This is a genomic window from Spirosoma oryzicola, assembly GCF_021233055.1.
Classification (GTDB): Bacteria; Bacteroidota; Bacteroidia; order Cytophagales; family Spirosomataceae; genus Spirosoma; species Spirosoma oryzicola.
Map to the genome: position 1 here is coordinate 3,138,126 of NZ_CP089538.1, position 16,053 is coordinate 3,154,178.

Here is a 16,053-nt window from a genome sequence, read left to right on the forward strand (position 1 = left end):
ATCTATTTTCTTTGCATTTCCAACCTTACGCTATACATGACCGACGCTCCGTTAGCCGCCCTTTTCGATATGGACGGCGTTTTGGTCGATAATACCGACTTTCACATCAATGCTTGGCTACAATTTGCCCAAGCCAAAGGATTTCCGATTACCCGCGATCAGTACGTGGCAAATATCAATGGCCGCGTCTCCGCCGATGCGATGGCTTACGTGTTTCAGCGCCCCGTTGAAGGTGGCGAGCTGATTACCTTAACGGAAGAAAAGGAAGCCATTTACCGGGAGCTTTATCGTTCGCACTTGCAACCGGCACCGGGTCTGATTGCTTTTCTGGAAGCCTTGAAAGCGCAGAATATCAAGTTGGCCGTTGGCACATCGGCACCTATGAGCAATGTTCACTTTACGCTCGATGGGCTACAAATCCGACGCTATTTCGATACGGTCGTTGATGCCAGCATGGTTCGTCACGGCAAGCCCGACCCCGAAATCTACCTGAAAGCCGCCGAGCGGGTAGGCGTTGACCCCGCGCGTTGTGTTGTGTTTGAAGATGCTTTTGCGGGTATCGAAGCCGGATTGCGGGGAGGAATGCAGGTGGTTGCGCTTGCCACGACGCACACGCAGGCGGAATTGGTCAATAGCGGTGCGGCTCTTATCGTCAATGATTTTACGGAGCTTTCGGTAGCAACTATTGAGGCATTAGTCGACAAAACACCCCGTTGACCCGCCCGGATTTTGTATCTTTGTCCCCTAAATTTGTCTTGGCACCAACGTTCATGTCTTTGAACTCTTCATCTGAAAGCCCCCTGATTCCCGCCCGCGAGGGCTTTTTCTTTCCGGCAGAATGGCATCCTCACGTCGCCACCTGGCTAAGCTGGCCCCATACCGAAGCGTCGTGGACGAAAGAGCGGCAGGAGCTGATGTATCCGGCCTACATTGATTTTATCAAAGCCATCGCCGAAAGCGAACAGGTTTGCATTAACGCGCATAACGAGATTGTGATGCAGGCGGCCAAACTGCGCTTATTGGCCGCTGGCGTGAATATGGACCGCGTGACGCTGCTCCCCCACCCGACCAACGATTCGTGGTGCCGCGATCACGGTCCGGCCTTTCTGATCAATCCGACTACGAAACAACGGATGATCGTTAACTGGGGCTACAACGCCTGGGGGGGGAAATACCCGCCCTACGACCGCGATGACCTGATTCCGGTGGAGATTGCCCACTATCGTGGACTCGATTACGTCACGCCTGGCATCGTTATGGAAGGTGGTTCGGTTGAGTTTAACGGAGCCGGAACAGTGCTCACAAGCCGGGCCTGCCTGCTTAACCAAAACCGGAATAGCCATCTGAAACAGGCTGACATCGAGCGCTACCTGTGCGATTATTACGGCGTTCAGCAGGTGCTTTGGGTAGAAGAAGGCATCGTTGGTGACGACACCGATGGCCATATTGATGATACGGTGCGGTTTGTAAACGAAGATACGGTAATCGCGGCTTACGAAGCAGACAAGAACGACGCTAACTATCCGTTCCTTCAGGAGATCCATCACGAGCTAAAGCAGATGCGGCTTCTGAACGGTAAGCAACTAAACATTGTTGAACTGCCCATGCCTGACCCGGTTGTCAGCGATGGACTGCGGCTACCGGCTTCGTACGCCAACTTTTTAATTACGAATCAATCGGTTATCGTACCTACGTTCCGCTGCGCGGCTGACCAACCGGCGCTGGATATTATCGGTCAGTGTTTTCCTGATCGTAAGATCGTCGGCATCGACTCGACCGATATTGTGTGGGGTCTGGGTAGTTTTCACTGCCTGAGTCAACAGGAGCCAAGCATCTAATTGCCTATCAACGTTCTTCCGATGTACGACAACAAAACCTTTCGCTCCGTTGCCAACACCGAGAATGGTGAAGTCGGTGGAGAAACCTTGTTTCATTATCACCAACAGGATCAGATCGTCTGGGCCGAATACAGTGGCGGGGCTATCGTAAAGGGGTTTCTGATTGCGACAGTCGATAGTCACCATCGGCTCGACATGCGCTATCAGCACGTTAATGTGCAGGGTGAGCTGATGACTGGCTACTGTCAGTCAACGCCCGAACGGTTGCCCGACGGACGAATCCGGCTCCATGAACGCTGGCAGTGGACGAGCGGAGATCAGTCGTCGGGCGAATCCGTTGTTGAGGAAGTTGCCGATTAAGTGTCCTGAAGCTATGCGAGTCATTGTAAGTCTATTGAGTTTAATGCTGCTGGTTGGATGCGCCCGCCCGACATCGCTCGTAGCGGAGTTGGCTCCCCGTTCGCTGAAAGCGGTGAATCTCGAAGAAACGCTGAGCCGACGCGATGAGCTGATGATGGCGTATTCAATGACCAGTTACGACGCTAAAAACAAACCTGTATCGGTGGTCAATGGCGGTTGGGGCGTCGTAACCGTGCAGAAAGGCCAGCAGTTGGACCTTAGCGCGGCTGGTCCCGACAAAGCCCTACCGATTAGCCTGGAACTACCGAAGAATGGGCGCATTGTGGCCTCACTGGTCTTGATTGAAGTGGACGATTACAACCGGGCGAAGCAAATGCTGGATCGGGTTCGGCAAGTACATAATATTGTGGCTGGCCCGGCGGCTTTTCTGATCACAGCAGCCGAAGTCCTAACTCCGCTCAAATACGTAGCCGCTGGTCTGGCCGCTTCGGGCATTGGCCTGAAATTGGTCGATCAGTTTGACGATGATGATTTATTGGGCCAAAGCAGCGTCGACCTTTACGAAGCGGAACTACGCAAAAAAAAGCAGCAACTCGTGCACGTACCAACGGTATTCACGGGGCAGAACCTTCGCGACGCTTTCGACTATCGACTCGACTATGACATTACGCTTAAATCGGTGAAAATCCGGCCCGTTCGCCAATAAGCCCTTCGTTCAATCGTTGCTTAAACAGAGCGAATGTTTTTACAAAAAACGCTGTTTTCAACCTATTGAGACAAGGCACGCATGCCCCCTCAACCCAGTAATCAGTAACTTAGTACCTTACTTTTCCATTCCGACGCTATGCGCCAACTTACCGGCGGTATCTTGCTGGCTCTTGCCGTAACAGCCTGCAAAACAACCGCACCCGTGGTCCAGCAAACACCTCCACAGCCCGTTATCCTGACGCTGGGGACCAAAGCTTTCACTACGGATGATTTTTTCCAGTCGTTTACGAAAAATCAGTTTTCGTCCGACTCCGCCCAGCGGACCGACGTGAAGAACTATTTTGATCTGTATACCAATCTGAAGCTGAAAGTACTGGCCGCCGAAGCCGAAGGGCGCGATACAACCGAGGCTTTTCGGGAGGAAATGAATACCTACCGTAACCAGTTGGCGCAATCGTACCTGACGGACAAAGTGCTGGTGGAGTCGATAGCCGCTGAAGCGTACCAACGGATGCAGGAAGAAATCAACGCGTCCCATATTCTGGTACCTGTAACCGAAGACGCGGCTCCCACCGATACGTTGGCGGCCTACCAGAAAGCACTGGACATTCGCAAGCAGGCGCTGGCCGGTACGGATTTCGCCCAGCTTGCCCAGGACAATTCACAAGATCGTCAGACGGCTGCCAACGGTGGTAATTTAGGCTATTTCACGGCTTTTTCACTTGTTTACCCGGTCGAAACAGCGGCTTATAACACGCCCGTCGGCCAAGTCTCCATGCCCATCCGAACTCGGTCGGGTTATCACCTGATCAAGGTAAACGACCGTCGGCCAAGTCGCGGTAAGTTACGGGTGGCTCACATCTTGGTGCGGCTTAGCCCCAGTGCCGATGAAGCCGGTCAGAAAGCAGCGCAGGATCGTATCGACGCTGCGTACGCCCGGCTCCAGAAAGGCGAATCGTTCGAAGCGGTTTGCCAGGCCGTATCAGACGACATTACTTCTCGCGCGAACGGAGGACTGCTACCGGCGTTTGAAACCGGTAGGCAGGTTCCGGCGTTTGAACAGGCCGCTTACACCTTGACGAAACCCGGCGACGTATCGAAACCGGTTCGCACAAATTACGGCTGGCATATCATCAAACTCATCGAGCGGAAAGGGCTGGAACCTTATGCTGACTTAGCTCCTTCGTTGCGCCAGCGCGTTATGACCGATACGCGTGCTGATGTATTGCGCCAGGCAACCGTGCAACGCTTGAAGAAAGAATATCCTGTTCTGGAAGAAAAAGCAACCGTTGAGAAGGTGTTAGCCAAGGCCGATAGCAGTCTGCTGCGTGGTCAGTGGCGCTACACCGAGCCACTGGAGCCGGCGTTACAAAGCAAATCGTTGTTCGCCGTCTCCGGAAAGCCCGTAACCGTAAACCAGTTTTTTGATTACGTCCGGCAGAAACAGCAACCACAGCGTAATCCAGCCCTGGCACCCGCTGCGCCGATTGCATCAGTTACGGGTTCACCAGCGATAGCGATGCGCCGATTGCTCGACCGGTTTGAAGGGGATCAGTTAATGGCAACGGAGGAAGCTAATCTGGACAAGAAATCGCCGGAGTTCCGTTCGCTGCTGAACGAGATCCGGGATGGTGTCCTGCTTTCGCAGGTGATGGAGCAAAACGTATGGGAACGCTCGATGACCGATTCAACGGGACAACGCCAGTATTTTGACCAGAATGCGGAGAAATATCGTTTTCCGGAACGGGCTGCCGCAACGATCATTGTCGCTCAGAACGATGATTTATTGAAACAGGCCCGTCAGATGCTGTCCGGCAAACCGCCCTACCAGCTCAAGCGCTCGGCGGCTGACCTGACCTACGACAGTAACCAGACGATGCTGACGCCTAAACAGCGGGAAACCTTGTACGACGTACTCGTAACGATGGCCCGTAATCCAGAATATGTTGTTGAAGTTTCCGGTGCGCACGATGCCGCCGAGCGGGATTCGGTGTCGGCGGGTCGGATTCGGGCCGTTGTGAGTTACCTGCAAAAGAGTGGTGTTCCCTTGAACCGCATTGCGGAAAAGGATTATCAGGGGGCTCCCCCCCGCCGGGCAGCCGATGCACCTAAAGATGCGGCCGCCCAACGCCGGGTTTCGTTCCAGTATTTTTCGAATGATAAAGCCGACATTGCTAAAGTTCTCAACAGCCGGCAACCATCGTCCTCCGCTGGTCCGGCGGTGACGATCACCGAAGGTATTTTTGCGCAGGGAATCAACCCTTACCTCGACAGTATCGACCAGTGGAAAGAAGGTATTACCACCTTCAACCGGGCCGGTAAAGCTGTTTCGGTAACGATAAACCGCGTTGAACCCGCTCGGGCAAAAACGTTTGCCGAAGCCAGGGGCGCTGTCATCAACGATTACCAGGCTTTGCTCGAAAAACAGTGGCTTGCTCAGCTTCGTCAGAAATACCCGGTGAAGGTGAATGAAGACGAGATTCGGAAGTTAGGCAAGTAATTCACTAGTCAGCAGATCGGGGACGCGCTCAGCTTGCCAGGCAGGTTGTCCAGCACTCACAATCAAGTTCTTAATTTTTCTAAAAAGGCAGGACGGTTTCTGTTCTGTGCGTATCTTTAACTCATGAAAAAAGTAATCAGTAGCGCTTTTATTGCCTTGCTTGGCTGGTTCCTGACCGCACCGGTTTTTGGCCAGGGACAAGGGGTAAGCCTGAACAAGATCATTGCCAAGGTCGATAACTATTACGTACTTCGGTCCGATCTTGAGGAATCCTATCAGTCCTACGTGGGCCAGAACCAGACACCACCCCAGAAATGTCAGTTGCTGGAGAGTCTGGTCATCAATAAGATGATGCTTGCCAAAGCCGAGATTGACTCGGTTGTGGTTGACGATAAGATCGTAGACAGCGAACTCGACCAGCGGATGCAGTACATGGCGCAGCAGTTCGGTTCCGAAAAGAACATTGTTGAAGCCTATGGTAAGAGCCTAGAAATGCTCAAAAGCGAACTGCGCCAGCAGGTGAAAGATCAGAAAGTTGCGCAGAAGATGCAGCAGAAGATCACGACCGACGTAAAGGTGACCCCCCGCGATGTTCGTAAGTTCTTCGATGCTATTCCAAAAGACAGTTTGCCCTACATGCCCGCCGACGTTGAGGTTGGTCAGATTGTACGGTTTGCCAAGCCGACCAAGGAGCAGAAAGAAGCCCTGCGTCAGCGATTGTTGGACATCAAAAAACGGGTGCAGGCCGGTGAAGACTTTGCCAAGTTAGCGAAAGATAATTCGGAGGACGTGGGTTCGGCCCAGAACGGTGGCGATCTTGGTTTTGCCAAACGCGGCATGATGGTGGCTCCTTTCGAAGGGGCGGCTTTGAAAATGAAGCCAAACGAAATTTCGGACGTTGTTGAATCGGAATTTGGTCTTCACCTTATTCAATTGTTGGAAACGCGCGGTGCGGAATACCACGCTCGGCACATCCTGCTCCGCCCCGATTACAACCGGCTGGATCTGAGTAGCCCAACGCGCTATCTGGACAGCCTGCGGACACTTATCGTTGCTGACTCGGTTAAATTTGACAAAGCAGCCCACGACTTTTCGGAAGATAAAAGCACAGCAGATGCAGGTGGTTTGATCCGCGATGCACAGTCGGGAAGCAGCCGCCTGGCAATGGATGGTTCGATGGAATACGCGATGTTCCAGATGCTGGACACGATGAAAGTGGGCAGCGTTTCGGCACCCCTGCCGTATCGTACCGAGGACGGCAAAAGTGCGGTTCGGATTTTGTACTTCAAGAGCAAAGTCCCCCCACACACGGCAGATTTCAAGCTTGACTTCGAAAAGTTGCAGAATATCGTGCTGACTAACAAAAAGAACCGGGCCATTGATGACTGGTTCCGGAAATCGGTGGCGGATGTTTACATCAGCGTAGATCCTGAGTTTCAAAACTGTCGCATCTTTGGAACAACGCAAAATAGCGCAGCAGCATTGAGTGGTGGCGGCAATGAATAGCTTTCCGTTTTGAGGTTTACAGTTTTCGGCTAACTTGCATTGTCAGGGTCAACGCGGAAACCTGTAAACCATAAACTCTTTAACTGTATTATTGTGCCTTACTCATCGGATGTTGCGGCTGCGGAAGCCCTTACTACCTATTACCAAAAGTTAAAAGCGGAAATTTCGAAGGTTGTTATCGGCCAGGACGACACGGTTCGCTTGCTCCTAACCGCTATCTTCTGTCAGGGACATTGCCTGCTGGTCGGTGTGCCGGGCCTCGCCAAAACGCTGCTTATCCAGACGATTGCGGGGGCATTGGATCTCGATTTCAACCGTATTCAGTTTACGCCCGACCTGATGCCCTCAGACATCCTGGGTTCGGAAACACTCGATCAGGAACGGAATTTCAAGTTTATTAAAGGACCGGTTTTTGCCAACATTATCCTGGCCGATGAGATCAACCGGACGCCCCCTAAAACCCAGTCGGCTTTGCTGGAAGCGATGCAGGAATATTCCGTTACCATCGCCGGTCAGAAATACGGATTGGGTCGTCCTTTCTTCGTACTGGCTACGCAGAATCCCATTGAGCAGGAAGGAACGTACCCACTTCCAGAAGCGCAGCTCGACCGGTTTATGTTTAACATTTACCTGGATTATCCGTCGTTTCAATCGGAACTGGACATCGTTAAGAGCACCACAACCGACAAACGTCCCGAAGTACAGCGCGTCATTACCGGCGAAGAAATTCGGGAGTTTCAGCATCTAGTACGCCGGGTTCCGGTGGTTGACAATGTCGTTGAGTATGCCGTCAAGCTGGTACACAAAACCCGTCCAAACACGGAGCTGGCTTCTTCCGATGCAAATCAATACCTGGAATGGGGCGCTGGTCCGCGTGCTTCACAGGCATTGATTCTGGCTTCGAAATGTAACGCGCTGTTGAATGGCAAATACTCGCCCGATATTGAAGATATACGAGCCGTTGCGTTGCCCATTCTCCGCCACCGCGTCGTTCGCAATTTTAAGGCCGAAGCCGAAGGTATCTCCGTTGAGCAGTTGATCAAACGAATGCTGTAAGCCAAGCGATAGCTGTAAAGTAAAAGGCCGATCTTCGAAAAAGAGCGGCCTTTTGCTTTGTAAAAATGATTATTCGTCTTTATTACCCTCGCGATTTGTTTTACCCAGGTAGTCATCCTCCCCCATACCGGTCGAGTGGTCGTCAACACCCGAAGCGTCAACATCATCGTGTTCTTCTCCCACCAGATACTCAACGTCGGGCTTGGCCGAAAAATCGGGCTCGCCTACTTTTTCATGATCGTGCTGCGAACTTTCCATAACGTTTTGTCAGTTTGTTTCCCTCTATAACCGAAAAAGACGCGCGGAGTTACCACAAAATTAGCGTTGGAGCGGCCAGACCGAATCGGCAGTCACCTGGATGTTCACGCGCAGCCCTGCGTACAGGCTGTCATTGGTCGTCAGTACACGCAAGCAAAAATCAGGGTTTAGCTCTACTTCGATTTCGTAGTGGCTTCCTTTAAAAAACACCGCTCGAACAGTTCCCGAAATACCTGCTTCGCTTAGCCTGACCTGTTCTGGTCGCAAACAAAAAAGCGCCGAAGGGTATTCGACAGCCGATAAGCCTAACAAGGGCAGATGCTCCGTTTGCAAGATGTTGACCGGGCCGGTCATCTGGGCGGCATACGCCGTTTCGGGTCGTCGGTAGATGTCGACGGGATTGCTGAGCTGAATCAGTTTTCCGTCGCGCAGAATACCTACCGTATGAGCAATTGATAGTGCATCGCTGGCATCATGCGTAACAAACAGACACGCCGTATTTTCGTGCCGGACCAGATCAAACAGTAAGTTACGAACGATGAGCCGGTTTGGTAAGTCAAGATGGCTGAACGGTTCGTCGAGCAGCAACACGGCGGGTTTATCAGCGATAGCCCGCGCAATGGCCGTCCGTTGTTTTTCGCCCCCCGACACCTGGCGTGGTAACCGGTTCTGCACTTCCGTCAGTCGGCACAGTCGTAGCAATTCATCGACCCGGTAGTCGCGATACGTTTTCGCGAAGAAGCGGAGCGCATACGTGATATTTTCCCGAACGGATACATTCGGCATCAACTGGTATTCCTGATGGACAAGCCGGATCGCTGCGTGACCCGCCACCAGCACTTCGGAAGGACCTGGCACCCGTTTTCCGTCCAGCCGGACGTCTCCTCCATCGGCGTCCGTTAAGCCAGCCAGTATGCTCAGCAGCGTACTTTTTCCAGAACCGCTTGCTCCAACGAGCGCCATGACCTGACCTGCCTGGAGCACAAACGATACCTGTTGAACTGCCGACAACGGGCCGAATGATTTAGTAAGTGTAGTAGCTTCGAGCAATCGTTCGTTGTATTTATATGGGTTGATAATCACAAAAAAACAACCGACTGGCCCAAATGACCCAGTCGGTTTTCAACTGCGCTTCCAGTTCCGTTAGAAAATGAAATTCGTTGACAAAAACGTCGATTTATGGTCGCCCACAATGTCGTTTAGTACTTCTTTGTTGGCAGCAGTATCTTTCGTGGCTACTGCCGACCGGATAGAAAACGACCGAAGGGCATCTTCTACGGACAAGGTTCCCTCCGCCGAATCTTTGCGCCCCGTGAACGGAAACGTATCCGGTCCGCGCTGGCATTGCGCATTGATGTTGACACGGCTTACCAGGTTAACCAGCGGGTCGATGAGTTGGGCAATTGCATTGCTATCCGTCCCAAAAATACTCGCCTGCATACCGTGGTCGTCCGTAATCAGGTAGTCGATAAACTCTTCCACATCATCAAAGGGTACGATTGGAATAACGGGGCCAAACTGCTCTTCGCGGTATAATTTCATGCCTTCCTGAACGGGATAAACCACCGCTGGTTTGAACAGCGAAGCCGACACCTGGCCCCCGCCTTCGTTAACAACCGTTGCTCCGCTGGCTTCGGCATCACGGATGCACTCGGTCAGGTAATCCGGCTTGCCGGGTTCAGGTAAGGGCGTAATTTGTACACCAGCATCCCAGGGCATACCCGGCTTTAGTTTACTGACTTCGGGATTGAACTTACTCAGAAACTGATCCGCAACGGACCGATGTACCCAGATAATTTTGATGGCCGTACAGCGCTGACCATTGAACGAGAGCGTACCAAGCAAGCACTCTTTCACGGCTACGTCGAGATCAGCGTCGGGCAAAATGATAGCGGCATTTTTGGCGTCAAGGCTCATAATGGAACGAAGCCGGTTGAGTTTCGGGTGTTGGCGCTGGAGCTGATCGGCAACGCGACTGGACCCGATCAACGTCAGCACATTGACCTTACCCGACTGCATAACGGGGGGTATCACGTCGGCACCACGCCCGTAGAGCGAATTGACGACGCCTTTCGGGAAACTGCTCCGGAATGCTTCGAGTAACGGATAGTGCAGCAGCGAACCATGCTTAGGGGTTTTAAACAGGATCGTGTTCCCCATCAGAATGGCCGGGATAAGCGTAGTGTACGTTTCGTTGAGCGGGTAGTTGAACGGTCCCATCGCTAGCACCACGCCCAACGGCGACCGCCGTATTTGCCCGATAATTCCTTCTTCGATGCGGAACCGCGATGAGTTACGGTCCATCGTTTTCAAGGTATCAATCGTGTCGTAGATGTACGTTACGGTCCGGTCGAATTCTTTGGTCGCATCGGCGAGGTTTTTACCGATCTCCCACATAATCAGGTTGACAACCAGCTTTTTCTGCTCAAGCATTTTCCCCACGAAGGTTTCCATGCAGGCAATGCGGTCGGCGACGGCCATTTGGGGCCACTCGCCCCGACCATTGTTGTAAGCTGCGTAGGCCGCGTCGAGGGCTTCGAGGGCCTGTTGTGGTCCCGTTACGGGAAAACTGCCGACTAACTGACGCTGTAGCTCACCCTGCTCGTCGGGTACACAAACAGGCGAATACACCTCAGAAACAGGGCCGTCCCACTGCTTCATTTCACCGTTGAGCAAATACGCACGCTGGTGAATAGGTTCAATTCGAAATTCGGCGGGAATCTGGTCGTTGGTGGGAAACAGTTGGGTAAGTTGCGGATCGTTCATAGCGTGATGTCATCTGATAAGACGGGGCAAACGTCGCTATTCGACCAGCAAAATCAAACAGGAAGCCCATAAAATTACTCGTTGGTCCGGCTAAAAATTGGGTCCAACGAGTAATTGGCTGGCTAGCCTTCCGTTACAGCAAATTTAACCGGCTCATCAGTTCGGGTTTGTTTGCGCGACTGATCGGAATCACTTTATTGTTGATAACCAACGTATTTTCTTCGATGTCGACAATCCTGTCGAGATGAACAATGTAAGACCGGTGGACGCGAAGAAACTGCGACCCCAGTTTCTCTTCCAGGTACTTCATCGTTGTATAGACAATGTGCGTTTGCTTGTCCGTATGGATCTTGACGTAATCACCAATGTTCTCGACATACGCGATGGCATCAAACGGTATTCGGATATAACGACCTTCGCTCTTAACGTATATTTCCTGACGCTCGGTGGCCGACGCCAGTTTGGATCGGTGGTACACCTCCAACACTTTTTCGACCGCCAGGTTGAAACGAGGCATCGTAATCGGCTTCTTTATATAATCCGTCACCTGATACTGAAACGCGTCGAAAGCGTATTCCGTTTTACTCGTGGTAAGCACGACCAACGGAATGGACGGCAGCTTTTCCAGCAAGTCGAAGCCCGTCAAATCAGGCATTTCGACATCGAGCCAGATCAAATCGACGCTATGTTCTGCCAGAAAGCTCAGTGCTTCAGTCGGGTTATCAAATACACCCATCAGATCTAGCGAGCCGTGGTTCTCGCATAGCCGCTGAAGCGATTTGCGAGCCATCAGTTCATCCTCAACAATTATACAGGTCAATGCCATGATTTACGCTGGAGTAATCTTTTGTATCTCTTTCTTTATAACCGGAATCATTTCATTAACCTTTACGATTATATCGTTACAATAGATTTCTAACAGCTCATCTTTAGACCCTTGTTTTACTATTTTTTCTAACTGTGCCATTTTTCCTTCCAGCTGCGATAAGCCAACCATCCCAAACGTCGGCTTTAACTTATGCACTTTCTGGCCTAATTCCGTTCGTTTATCTTCCTGGCAAAGAACGGGCAACTCCATAATCTCCGGAACAATATCCGATAGAAAGATGGAAAGCATCTCAGCCGTGTATTCCATATCGGACCCATACAGAAGATTCAGCCGCTCCCAGTCAAGCATCGTATCGCCATCATGTACCATTTCGGCGGGGGCGTACTGCTGCAACAACGACCGAAGCTGAGCTGGTTCGAAGGGTTTGGTCAGGAAATCATTCATTCCGGCTTCAAGAGCCAGGTTTTTTTGGTCAAGCATAGCGGATGCGGTCAACGCAATAATGGGTATATTTTGATTGGGGTTATGAGAACTGCGGATGGCCACGGAGGCTTCATACCCGTCCATGATAGGCATTTGTATGTCCATCAAAATGATGTCGAAGCGTTGTTTTTTTGCTTCCTCAACGGCGTGTTTACCGTCCAGAGCAAGCGTATAGGGTACGTTCCACTTCGTAAGAAGACTAGTGATGTACTTCTGATTCATCAGGTTGTCTTCCACGATCAGTACGTGGCACCCCAGCGTATCATCGCACAGGGGTACGTTGCCCGGAGCTACTACGACCGGTTCCGATGGCGTTTCACTTTTGCCGAAAGGAAGCGTAAACGTGAACTGACTTCCTTCCCCAACGTGACTTCTGACGGCGATGGTCCCTCCCTGAATTTCGACCAGTTCTTTGGTAATGGCTAAACCCAGCCCGGTGCCTTTGTGCTTATGCCCGTGAGGATTTACCTGCTTGAACTTTTGAAACACCAAGTCTAATTTTTCTTTCGGTATGCCAATGCCCGTGTCAACAACCGCAAATTCAATCCAGTATTTGGCGGCTTCCTGTTTTTTCAGCCGGGCGGTAATCTGAATACTGCCTTCTTCGGTAAATTTTTCGGCATTACCGACCAGATTCATCAGGATCTGGTTCAGCATCACGTCATCACCGACAAAATCGCCGGAAATGCGGGCATCCAGCATGACATCGATTGAAATGGCGCGATCCTTTAGTTTCATCTCGAATACTTTCTGGATGGACCGCAGCAGGCCCGTCAAATCGAACGGTCGAGCGTGAACCTCAATCCGTCCAGCTTCAATCTTGGTCATATCTAATAAATCAGAAATCAGGCTGTGCAAAAAATTAGCGGATGTTTTTAAAATATCGATATACTCGCGCTGCTGCTGATCAGGTTTGGTATCGAACAACAGGTGCGACATGCCAATGATTGCGTTGAGGGGCGTTCGGATCTCGTGACTCATGTTAGCCAAAAACTGCTTTTCGGCCAGCCGAGCTTCATCCGCAATTCGTTTTGCTCTCGCCAATTCCTCTTCCAGTTGCTTGCGTTCGGTCAGGTCGTAATGAATGCCGATCGAGCCAACAATCTTCCCCTCTTCGTCCAGGATCGGTACACCACTGACCAGTGCCCAGATCCGGCTACCGTCTTTCCGAATCAACTGCATTTCGTACGAGCTGGCATTCCCCTGCTTTCGCGTAATTTGCTGCTGATTGATGACATTTCTAAACTCCGGGGCAACCAGCAGGTCAGCGGCATGTTTACCAACCAGTTCCTCCTCGGCGTAACCAACCATTTGACAGAAACGCTCGTAGGAACGAATAATGGTCTGGTTGTGATCAACCTCCAGCAAACCAAGCTCCATATTATTCATGATACCCCGGTATTTTTCTTCGCTTCGGCGAATGCGTTCGCGAGCCAGGTACTTGTCGGTAACATCCGTGTATTTCCACAAATGTCCCATGTACTGCTCCTTCAAAAATATAGGGATATAGTCGCGCTCCAGGATTCGGCCGTTCACCATTCTGATTTCTTCCCCAGTGACGGCCTGCCGGTCTTGCATTAACTGTTCAACCTGCTGCGCGAAGGCCTCGGGGTCTTCCATCGAACCCTTGATAAATTCAACCGACCGCGAGTAATCCTGCCCGATTAGTTGCTCGGGAGCATCTTGGATGCCGAACATGTCGCAAAAAAGCTGATTAGCCAAAATGACACGCTGCTGTTCATCTTTTACCAGAATGCCGGATTCCAGACTGGTTATCAGGGTTGAAAGCCGGGTTTGGGTCCGTTGCAACTGACTTTCGGCCAGTTTCCGGTCGGATATGTCGCGCGCTACCGCCACGAGTTCTGCTATATTGCCTTCCAACTCGATAAACCGAACGGTTTGACCAATCCAGACCGTTCGCCCATCTTTGGCAACCACCGGAAACTCACTATATGTGCTGTCGATACGCTCTTCCAGCATCGACTGGTAGAAAGCAAGGGTGGCCTTCCGGTAACCAGGCGCTACAATATCGGTAAAATGTTTGCCAACAAATTCCTGCTCGGTATAGCCCAGTAATTTTTCGACGACCGAGTTGACAAACGTAAAGACGCCTTCGGGTGATATTTTATAAATAATATCCTGAACAGACTCGATCAACTGACGATACCGCTGTTCGCTTTCTTGCAGCTCCGCTAATTTGGCCTGGATTTGCTGCTCCAGATTTTCATTGAGGTGTTGAAGCTGCTCATTGGCGTTGTATAATTCCAGCGCTTTTTTCTCTAGAATAGCTTCGGCCTCAACCCGGGCCCGCTTTTCGCGCTCCAGACGTCTTCTTAGTAGGTTGCTATCGTCTACCTGTGTCATTCCTTCACAATTTCAAAAAATACCCGGCTGCCATCATCAACGAGGTTAGTTTTCCTGATGATTGCTTTTTCACCGAAATGGGCCAGGCAACCTTCAATCAAACCGTGGGCAAAATCAGATAACTTACGTTCGGATTCGTAGTACATATGCAGCTGATTGTCGGATGGCTGCTCGACCGTAAAATGAGGCAATTCAGCATCCGGGTACAATTTTTTAACCTCTACGTGGATATAATGCTGAATAGACTTAAGCAAGTCGAAAGCAGAATGCGAGTAATCAACGAAAGGACGGTAACTTCTGGTGAAGGTAACAAACATGTATCGACCGTACGACCGAAGCAACTCAGATACAGGAATTTGCGCCTTCTGGCTCAAGTTACTAACCAGCGTCACCATTTCGCTGTGATCGTACGTACCAATCGCAGTGTATGTTCCTCCCGATGGCAAGTTACTTTCTGTAAGTAATTGATCTACTACTATATAGCCATACTTATCTTCGATCATTTCTAAAAACTCTGTAAACACAATGCCCTTCATAGATCTATTACTTATATATATACGGTAATATTACTCATTTTTCGGTAACAATTATAGTACTTTATGATATTAATCTATAATTAATAGATACCAAACCCATTCATTTCTCCCAAAAACCGGGCAAAATCTACAGTTCATCGAAATGTAAGCCCTCATGCCAGCTGGGTAAGCCAACTTTACATCGTCAGCAAACAAAAAAAGCTGGCCCGGTCTTCACCTTTCACACTGTAATTGACATGAAGCTTACTCTTAACGACGAAGAAGTAATTCGTCAATTCTACACCACCCGCCCTAACGATTGCTTCGAAACGCTTTACACTCGCTACGTTAGTAAAGTTTACAACCGCTGTCTTTCGCTAACGAAAGACTCCGACAAAGCCCAGGACTTCACGCACGACATTTTTCTCAAGATGTTTGCTCATCTCGACCGCTTCGAACAGCGTTCGTCCTTTTCGACCTGGCTATATTCCATTTCGTATAACTACTGCATGGATCAGCTTCGCATAGATAGCCGTATGGCAGTTAGTACCATCGACGAAAACCGAGATGATGACTCCGATGCGGTGGATAATCAGTTTGTTAGCGTAAACGACTCGGAAGAACTGGAAGAGAGTCTGCTACAACTCTCGCGGGTTATGAACAAAATAACGCCCGAAGAATCCATGATTCTTCGCCTGAAATACCAGGAAGGGCTGGACATCCGGCAGATTGCCAGCCGCCTTCAATTAAACGATAGTGCCGTGAAAATGCGCCTAAAACGCTCGCGGGACAAGGTAAGACATTTGTGCGCAATGCCTGCATTCGCGCGATAAAAGCAAATCGCAGTAGCTGACTAGTCAACCACTGCGA

General features: G+C 50.8%; 14 protein-coding genes. 8 read left to right on the top strand and 6 right to left on the bottom strand.

Annotated elements, in window-relative coordinates; translation table 11 throughout:
• Positions 1 to 36: 36 nt before the first annotated feature.
• From LQ777_RS13365 to LQ777_RS13395, 7 genes are all read left to right on the top strand, one after another.
• Positions 37 to 717, top strand: a complete 681-nt coding sequence (locus LQ777_RS13365; RefSeq protein ID WP_232558422.1) for an HAD family hydrolase — start codon at positions 37 to 39, stop codon at positions 715 to 717.
• A 59-nt stretch (positions 718 to 776) separates the two neighbouring features.
• Positions 777 to 1,838 carry an agmatine deiminase family protein gene (locus LQ777_RS13370; RefSeq protein WP_425276905.1) on the top strand — a complete coding sequence of 354 codons (1,062 nt, stop codon included), beginning with the start codon at positions 777 to 779 and terminating at the stop codon, positions 1,836 to 1,838.
• Between the two features lie 21 nt (positions 1,839 to 1,859).
• The gene (locus LQ777_RS13375; protein ID WP_232558424.1) at positions 1,860 to 2,198 is read left to right on the top strand and encodes an avidin-fold protein; all 339 of its coding nucleotides are present in this window, start codon (positions 1,860 to 1,862) and stop codon (positions 2,196 to 2,198) included.
• A 13-nt stretch (positions 2,199 to 2,211) separates the two neighbouring features.
• Positions 2,212 to 2,904: a putative manganese transporter gene (locus LQ777_RS13380; RefSeq protein ID WP_232558425.1), complete on the top strand. Its 693-nt coding sequence runs from the start codon at positions 2,212 to 2,214 to the stop codon at positions 2,902 to 2,904.
• Positions 2,905 to 3,042: 138 nt separating this feature from the next.
• Positions 3,043 to 5,406 carry a peptidylprolyl isomerase gene (locus LQ777_RS13385; protein WP_232558426.1) on the top strand — a complete coding sequence of 788 codons (2,364 nt, stop codon included), beginning with the start codon at positions 3,043 to 3,045 and terminating at the stop codon, positions 5,404 to 5,406.
• A 123-nt stretch (positions 5,407 to 5,529) separates the two neighbouring features.
• On the top strand, positions 5,530 to 6,912 hold the full coding sequence (locus LQ777_RS13390) for a peptidylprolyl isomerase (protein ID WP_232558427.1): 1,383 nt from the start codon (positions 5,530 to 5,532) through the stop codon (positions 6,910 to 6,912).
• Positions 6,913 to 7,005: 93 nt separating this feature from the next.
• Entirely contained in the window at positions 7,006 to 7,968 is a 963-nt protein-coding gene (locus tag LQ777_RS13395; RefSeq protein WP_232558428.1) for an AAA family ATPase, read from the top strand.
• Between the two features lie 69 nt (positions 7,969 to 8,037).
• On the opposite strand, the gene LQ777_RS13400 is transcribed toward LQ777_RS13395, so the two are convergent.
• The 6 genes from LQ777_RS13400 to LQ777_RS13425 all read right to left on the bottom strand — a co-directional run bounded on the left by LQ777_RS13400 (position 8,038) and on the right by LQ777_RS13425 (position 15,204).
• The gene (locus tag LQ777_RS13400) at positions 8,038 to 8,226 is read right to left on the bottom strand and encodes a hypothetical protein (protein WP_232558429.1); all 189 of its coding nucleotides are present in this window, start codon (positions 8,224 to 8,226) and stop codon (positions 8,038 to 8,040) included.
• A gap of 60 nt (positions 8,227 to 8,286) precedes the next feature.
• Positions 8,287 to 9,309 (bottom strand): ABC transporter ATP-binding protein, encoded by a 1,023-nt coding sequence (locus LQ777_RS13405; RefSeq protein ID WP_232558430.1) that lies wholly within the window; start codon positions 9,307 to 9,309, stop codon positions 8,287 to 8,289.
• Between the two features lie 60 nt (positions 9,310 to 9,369).
• Entirely contained in the window at positions 9,370 to 10,992 is a 1,623-nt protein-coding gene (locus tag LQ777_RS13410; protein ID WP_232558431.1) for an NADP-dependent glyceraldehyde-3-phosphate dehydrogenase, read from the bottom strand.
• Between the two features lie 133 nt (positions 10,993 to 11,125).
• On the bottom strand, positions 11,126 to 11,818 hold the full coding sequence (locus LQ777_RS13415; protein ID WP_232558432.1) for a LytR/AlgR family response regulator transcription factor: 693 nt from the start codon (positions 11,816 to 11,818) through the stop codon (positions 11,126 to 11,128).
• Positions 11,819 to 11,821: 3 nt separating this feature from the next.
• Positions 11,822 to 14,668: a PAS domain S-box protein gene (locus LQ777_RS13420; RefSeq protein WP_232558433.1), complete on the bottom strand. Its 2,847-nt coding sequence runs from the start codon at positions 14,666 to 14,668 to the stop codon at positions 11,822 to 11,824.
• Positions 14,665 to 15,204: a heme NO-binding domain-containing protein gene (locus LQ777_RS13425; protein ID WP_232558434.1), complete on the bottom strand. Its 540-nt coding sequence runs from the start codon at positions 15,202 to 15,204 to the stop codon at positions 14,665 to 14,667. The genes LQ777_RS13420 and LQ777_RS13425 overlap by 4 nt, the downstream gene beginning before the upstream one ends.
• Before the next feature lie 236 nt (positions 15,205 to 15,440).
• On the opposite strand from LQ777_RS13425, the gene LQ777_RS13430 reads away from it, so the two are divergent.
• Entirely contained in the window at positions 15,441 to 16,016 is a 576-nt protein-coding gene (locus tag LQ777_RS13430; RefSeq protein WP_232558435.1) for an RNA polymerase sigma factor, read from the top strand.
• Positions 16,017 to 16,053 lie beyond the last annotated feature (37 nt).

Coding starts and splice junctions, on each gene's coding strand:
- LQ777_RS13385 (WP_232558426.1), top strand. CDS start 3,043: ATGCGCCAACTTACCGGCGGTATCTTGCTGGCTCTTGCCGTAACAGCC.
- LQ777_RS13375 (WP_232558424.1), top strand. CDS start 1,860: ATGTACGACAACAAAACCTTTCGCTCCGTTGCCAACACCGAGAATGGT.
- LQ777_RS13390 (WP_232558427.1), top strand. CDS start 5,530: ATGAAAAAAGTAATCAGTAGCGCTTTTATTGCCTTGCTTGGCTGGTTC.
- LQ777_RS13415 (WP_232558432.1), bottom strand. CDS start 11,818: ATGGCATTGACCTGTATAATTGTTGAGGATGAACTGATGGCTCGCAAA.
- LQ777_RS13400 (WP_232558429.1), bottom strand. CDS start 8,226: ATGGAAAGTTCGCAGCACGATCATGAAAAAGTAGGCGAGCCCGATTTT.
- LQ777_RS13410 (WP_232558431.1), bottom strand. CDS start 10,992: ATGAACGATCCGCAACTTACCCAACTGTTTCCCACCAACGACCAGATT.
- LQ777_RS13365 (WP_232558422.1), top strand. CDS start 37: ATGACCGACGCTCCGTTAGCCGCCCTTTTCGATATGGACGGCGTTTTG.
- LQ777_RS13430 (WP_232558435.1), top strand. CDS start 15,441: ATGAAGCTTACTCTTAACGACGAAGAAGTAATTCGTCAATTCTACACC.
- LQ777_RS13380 (WP_232558425.1), top strand. CDS start 2,212: ATGCGAGTCATTGTAAGTCTATTGAGTTTAATGCTGCTGGTTGGATGC.
- LQ777_RS13425 (WP_232558434.1), bottom strand. CDS start 15,204: ATGAAGGGCATTGTGTTTACAGAGTTTTTAGAAATGATCGAAGATAAG.
- LQ777_RS13420 (WP_232558433.1), bottom strand. CDS start 14,668: ATGACACAGGTAGACGATAGCAACCTACTAAGAAGACGTCTGGAGCGC.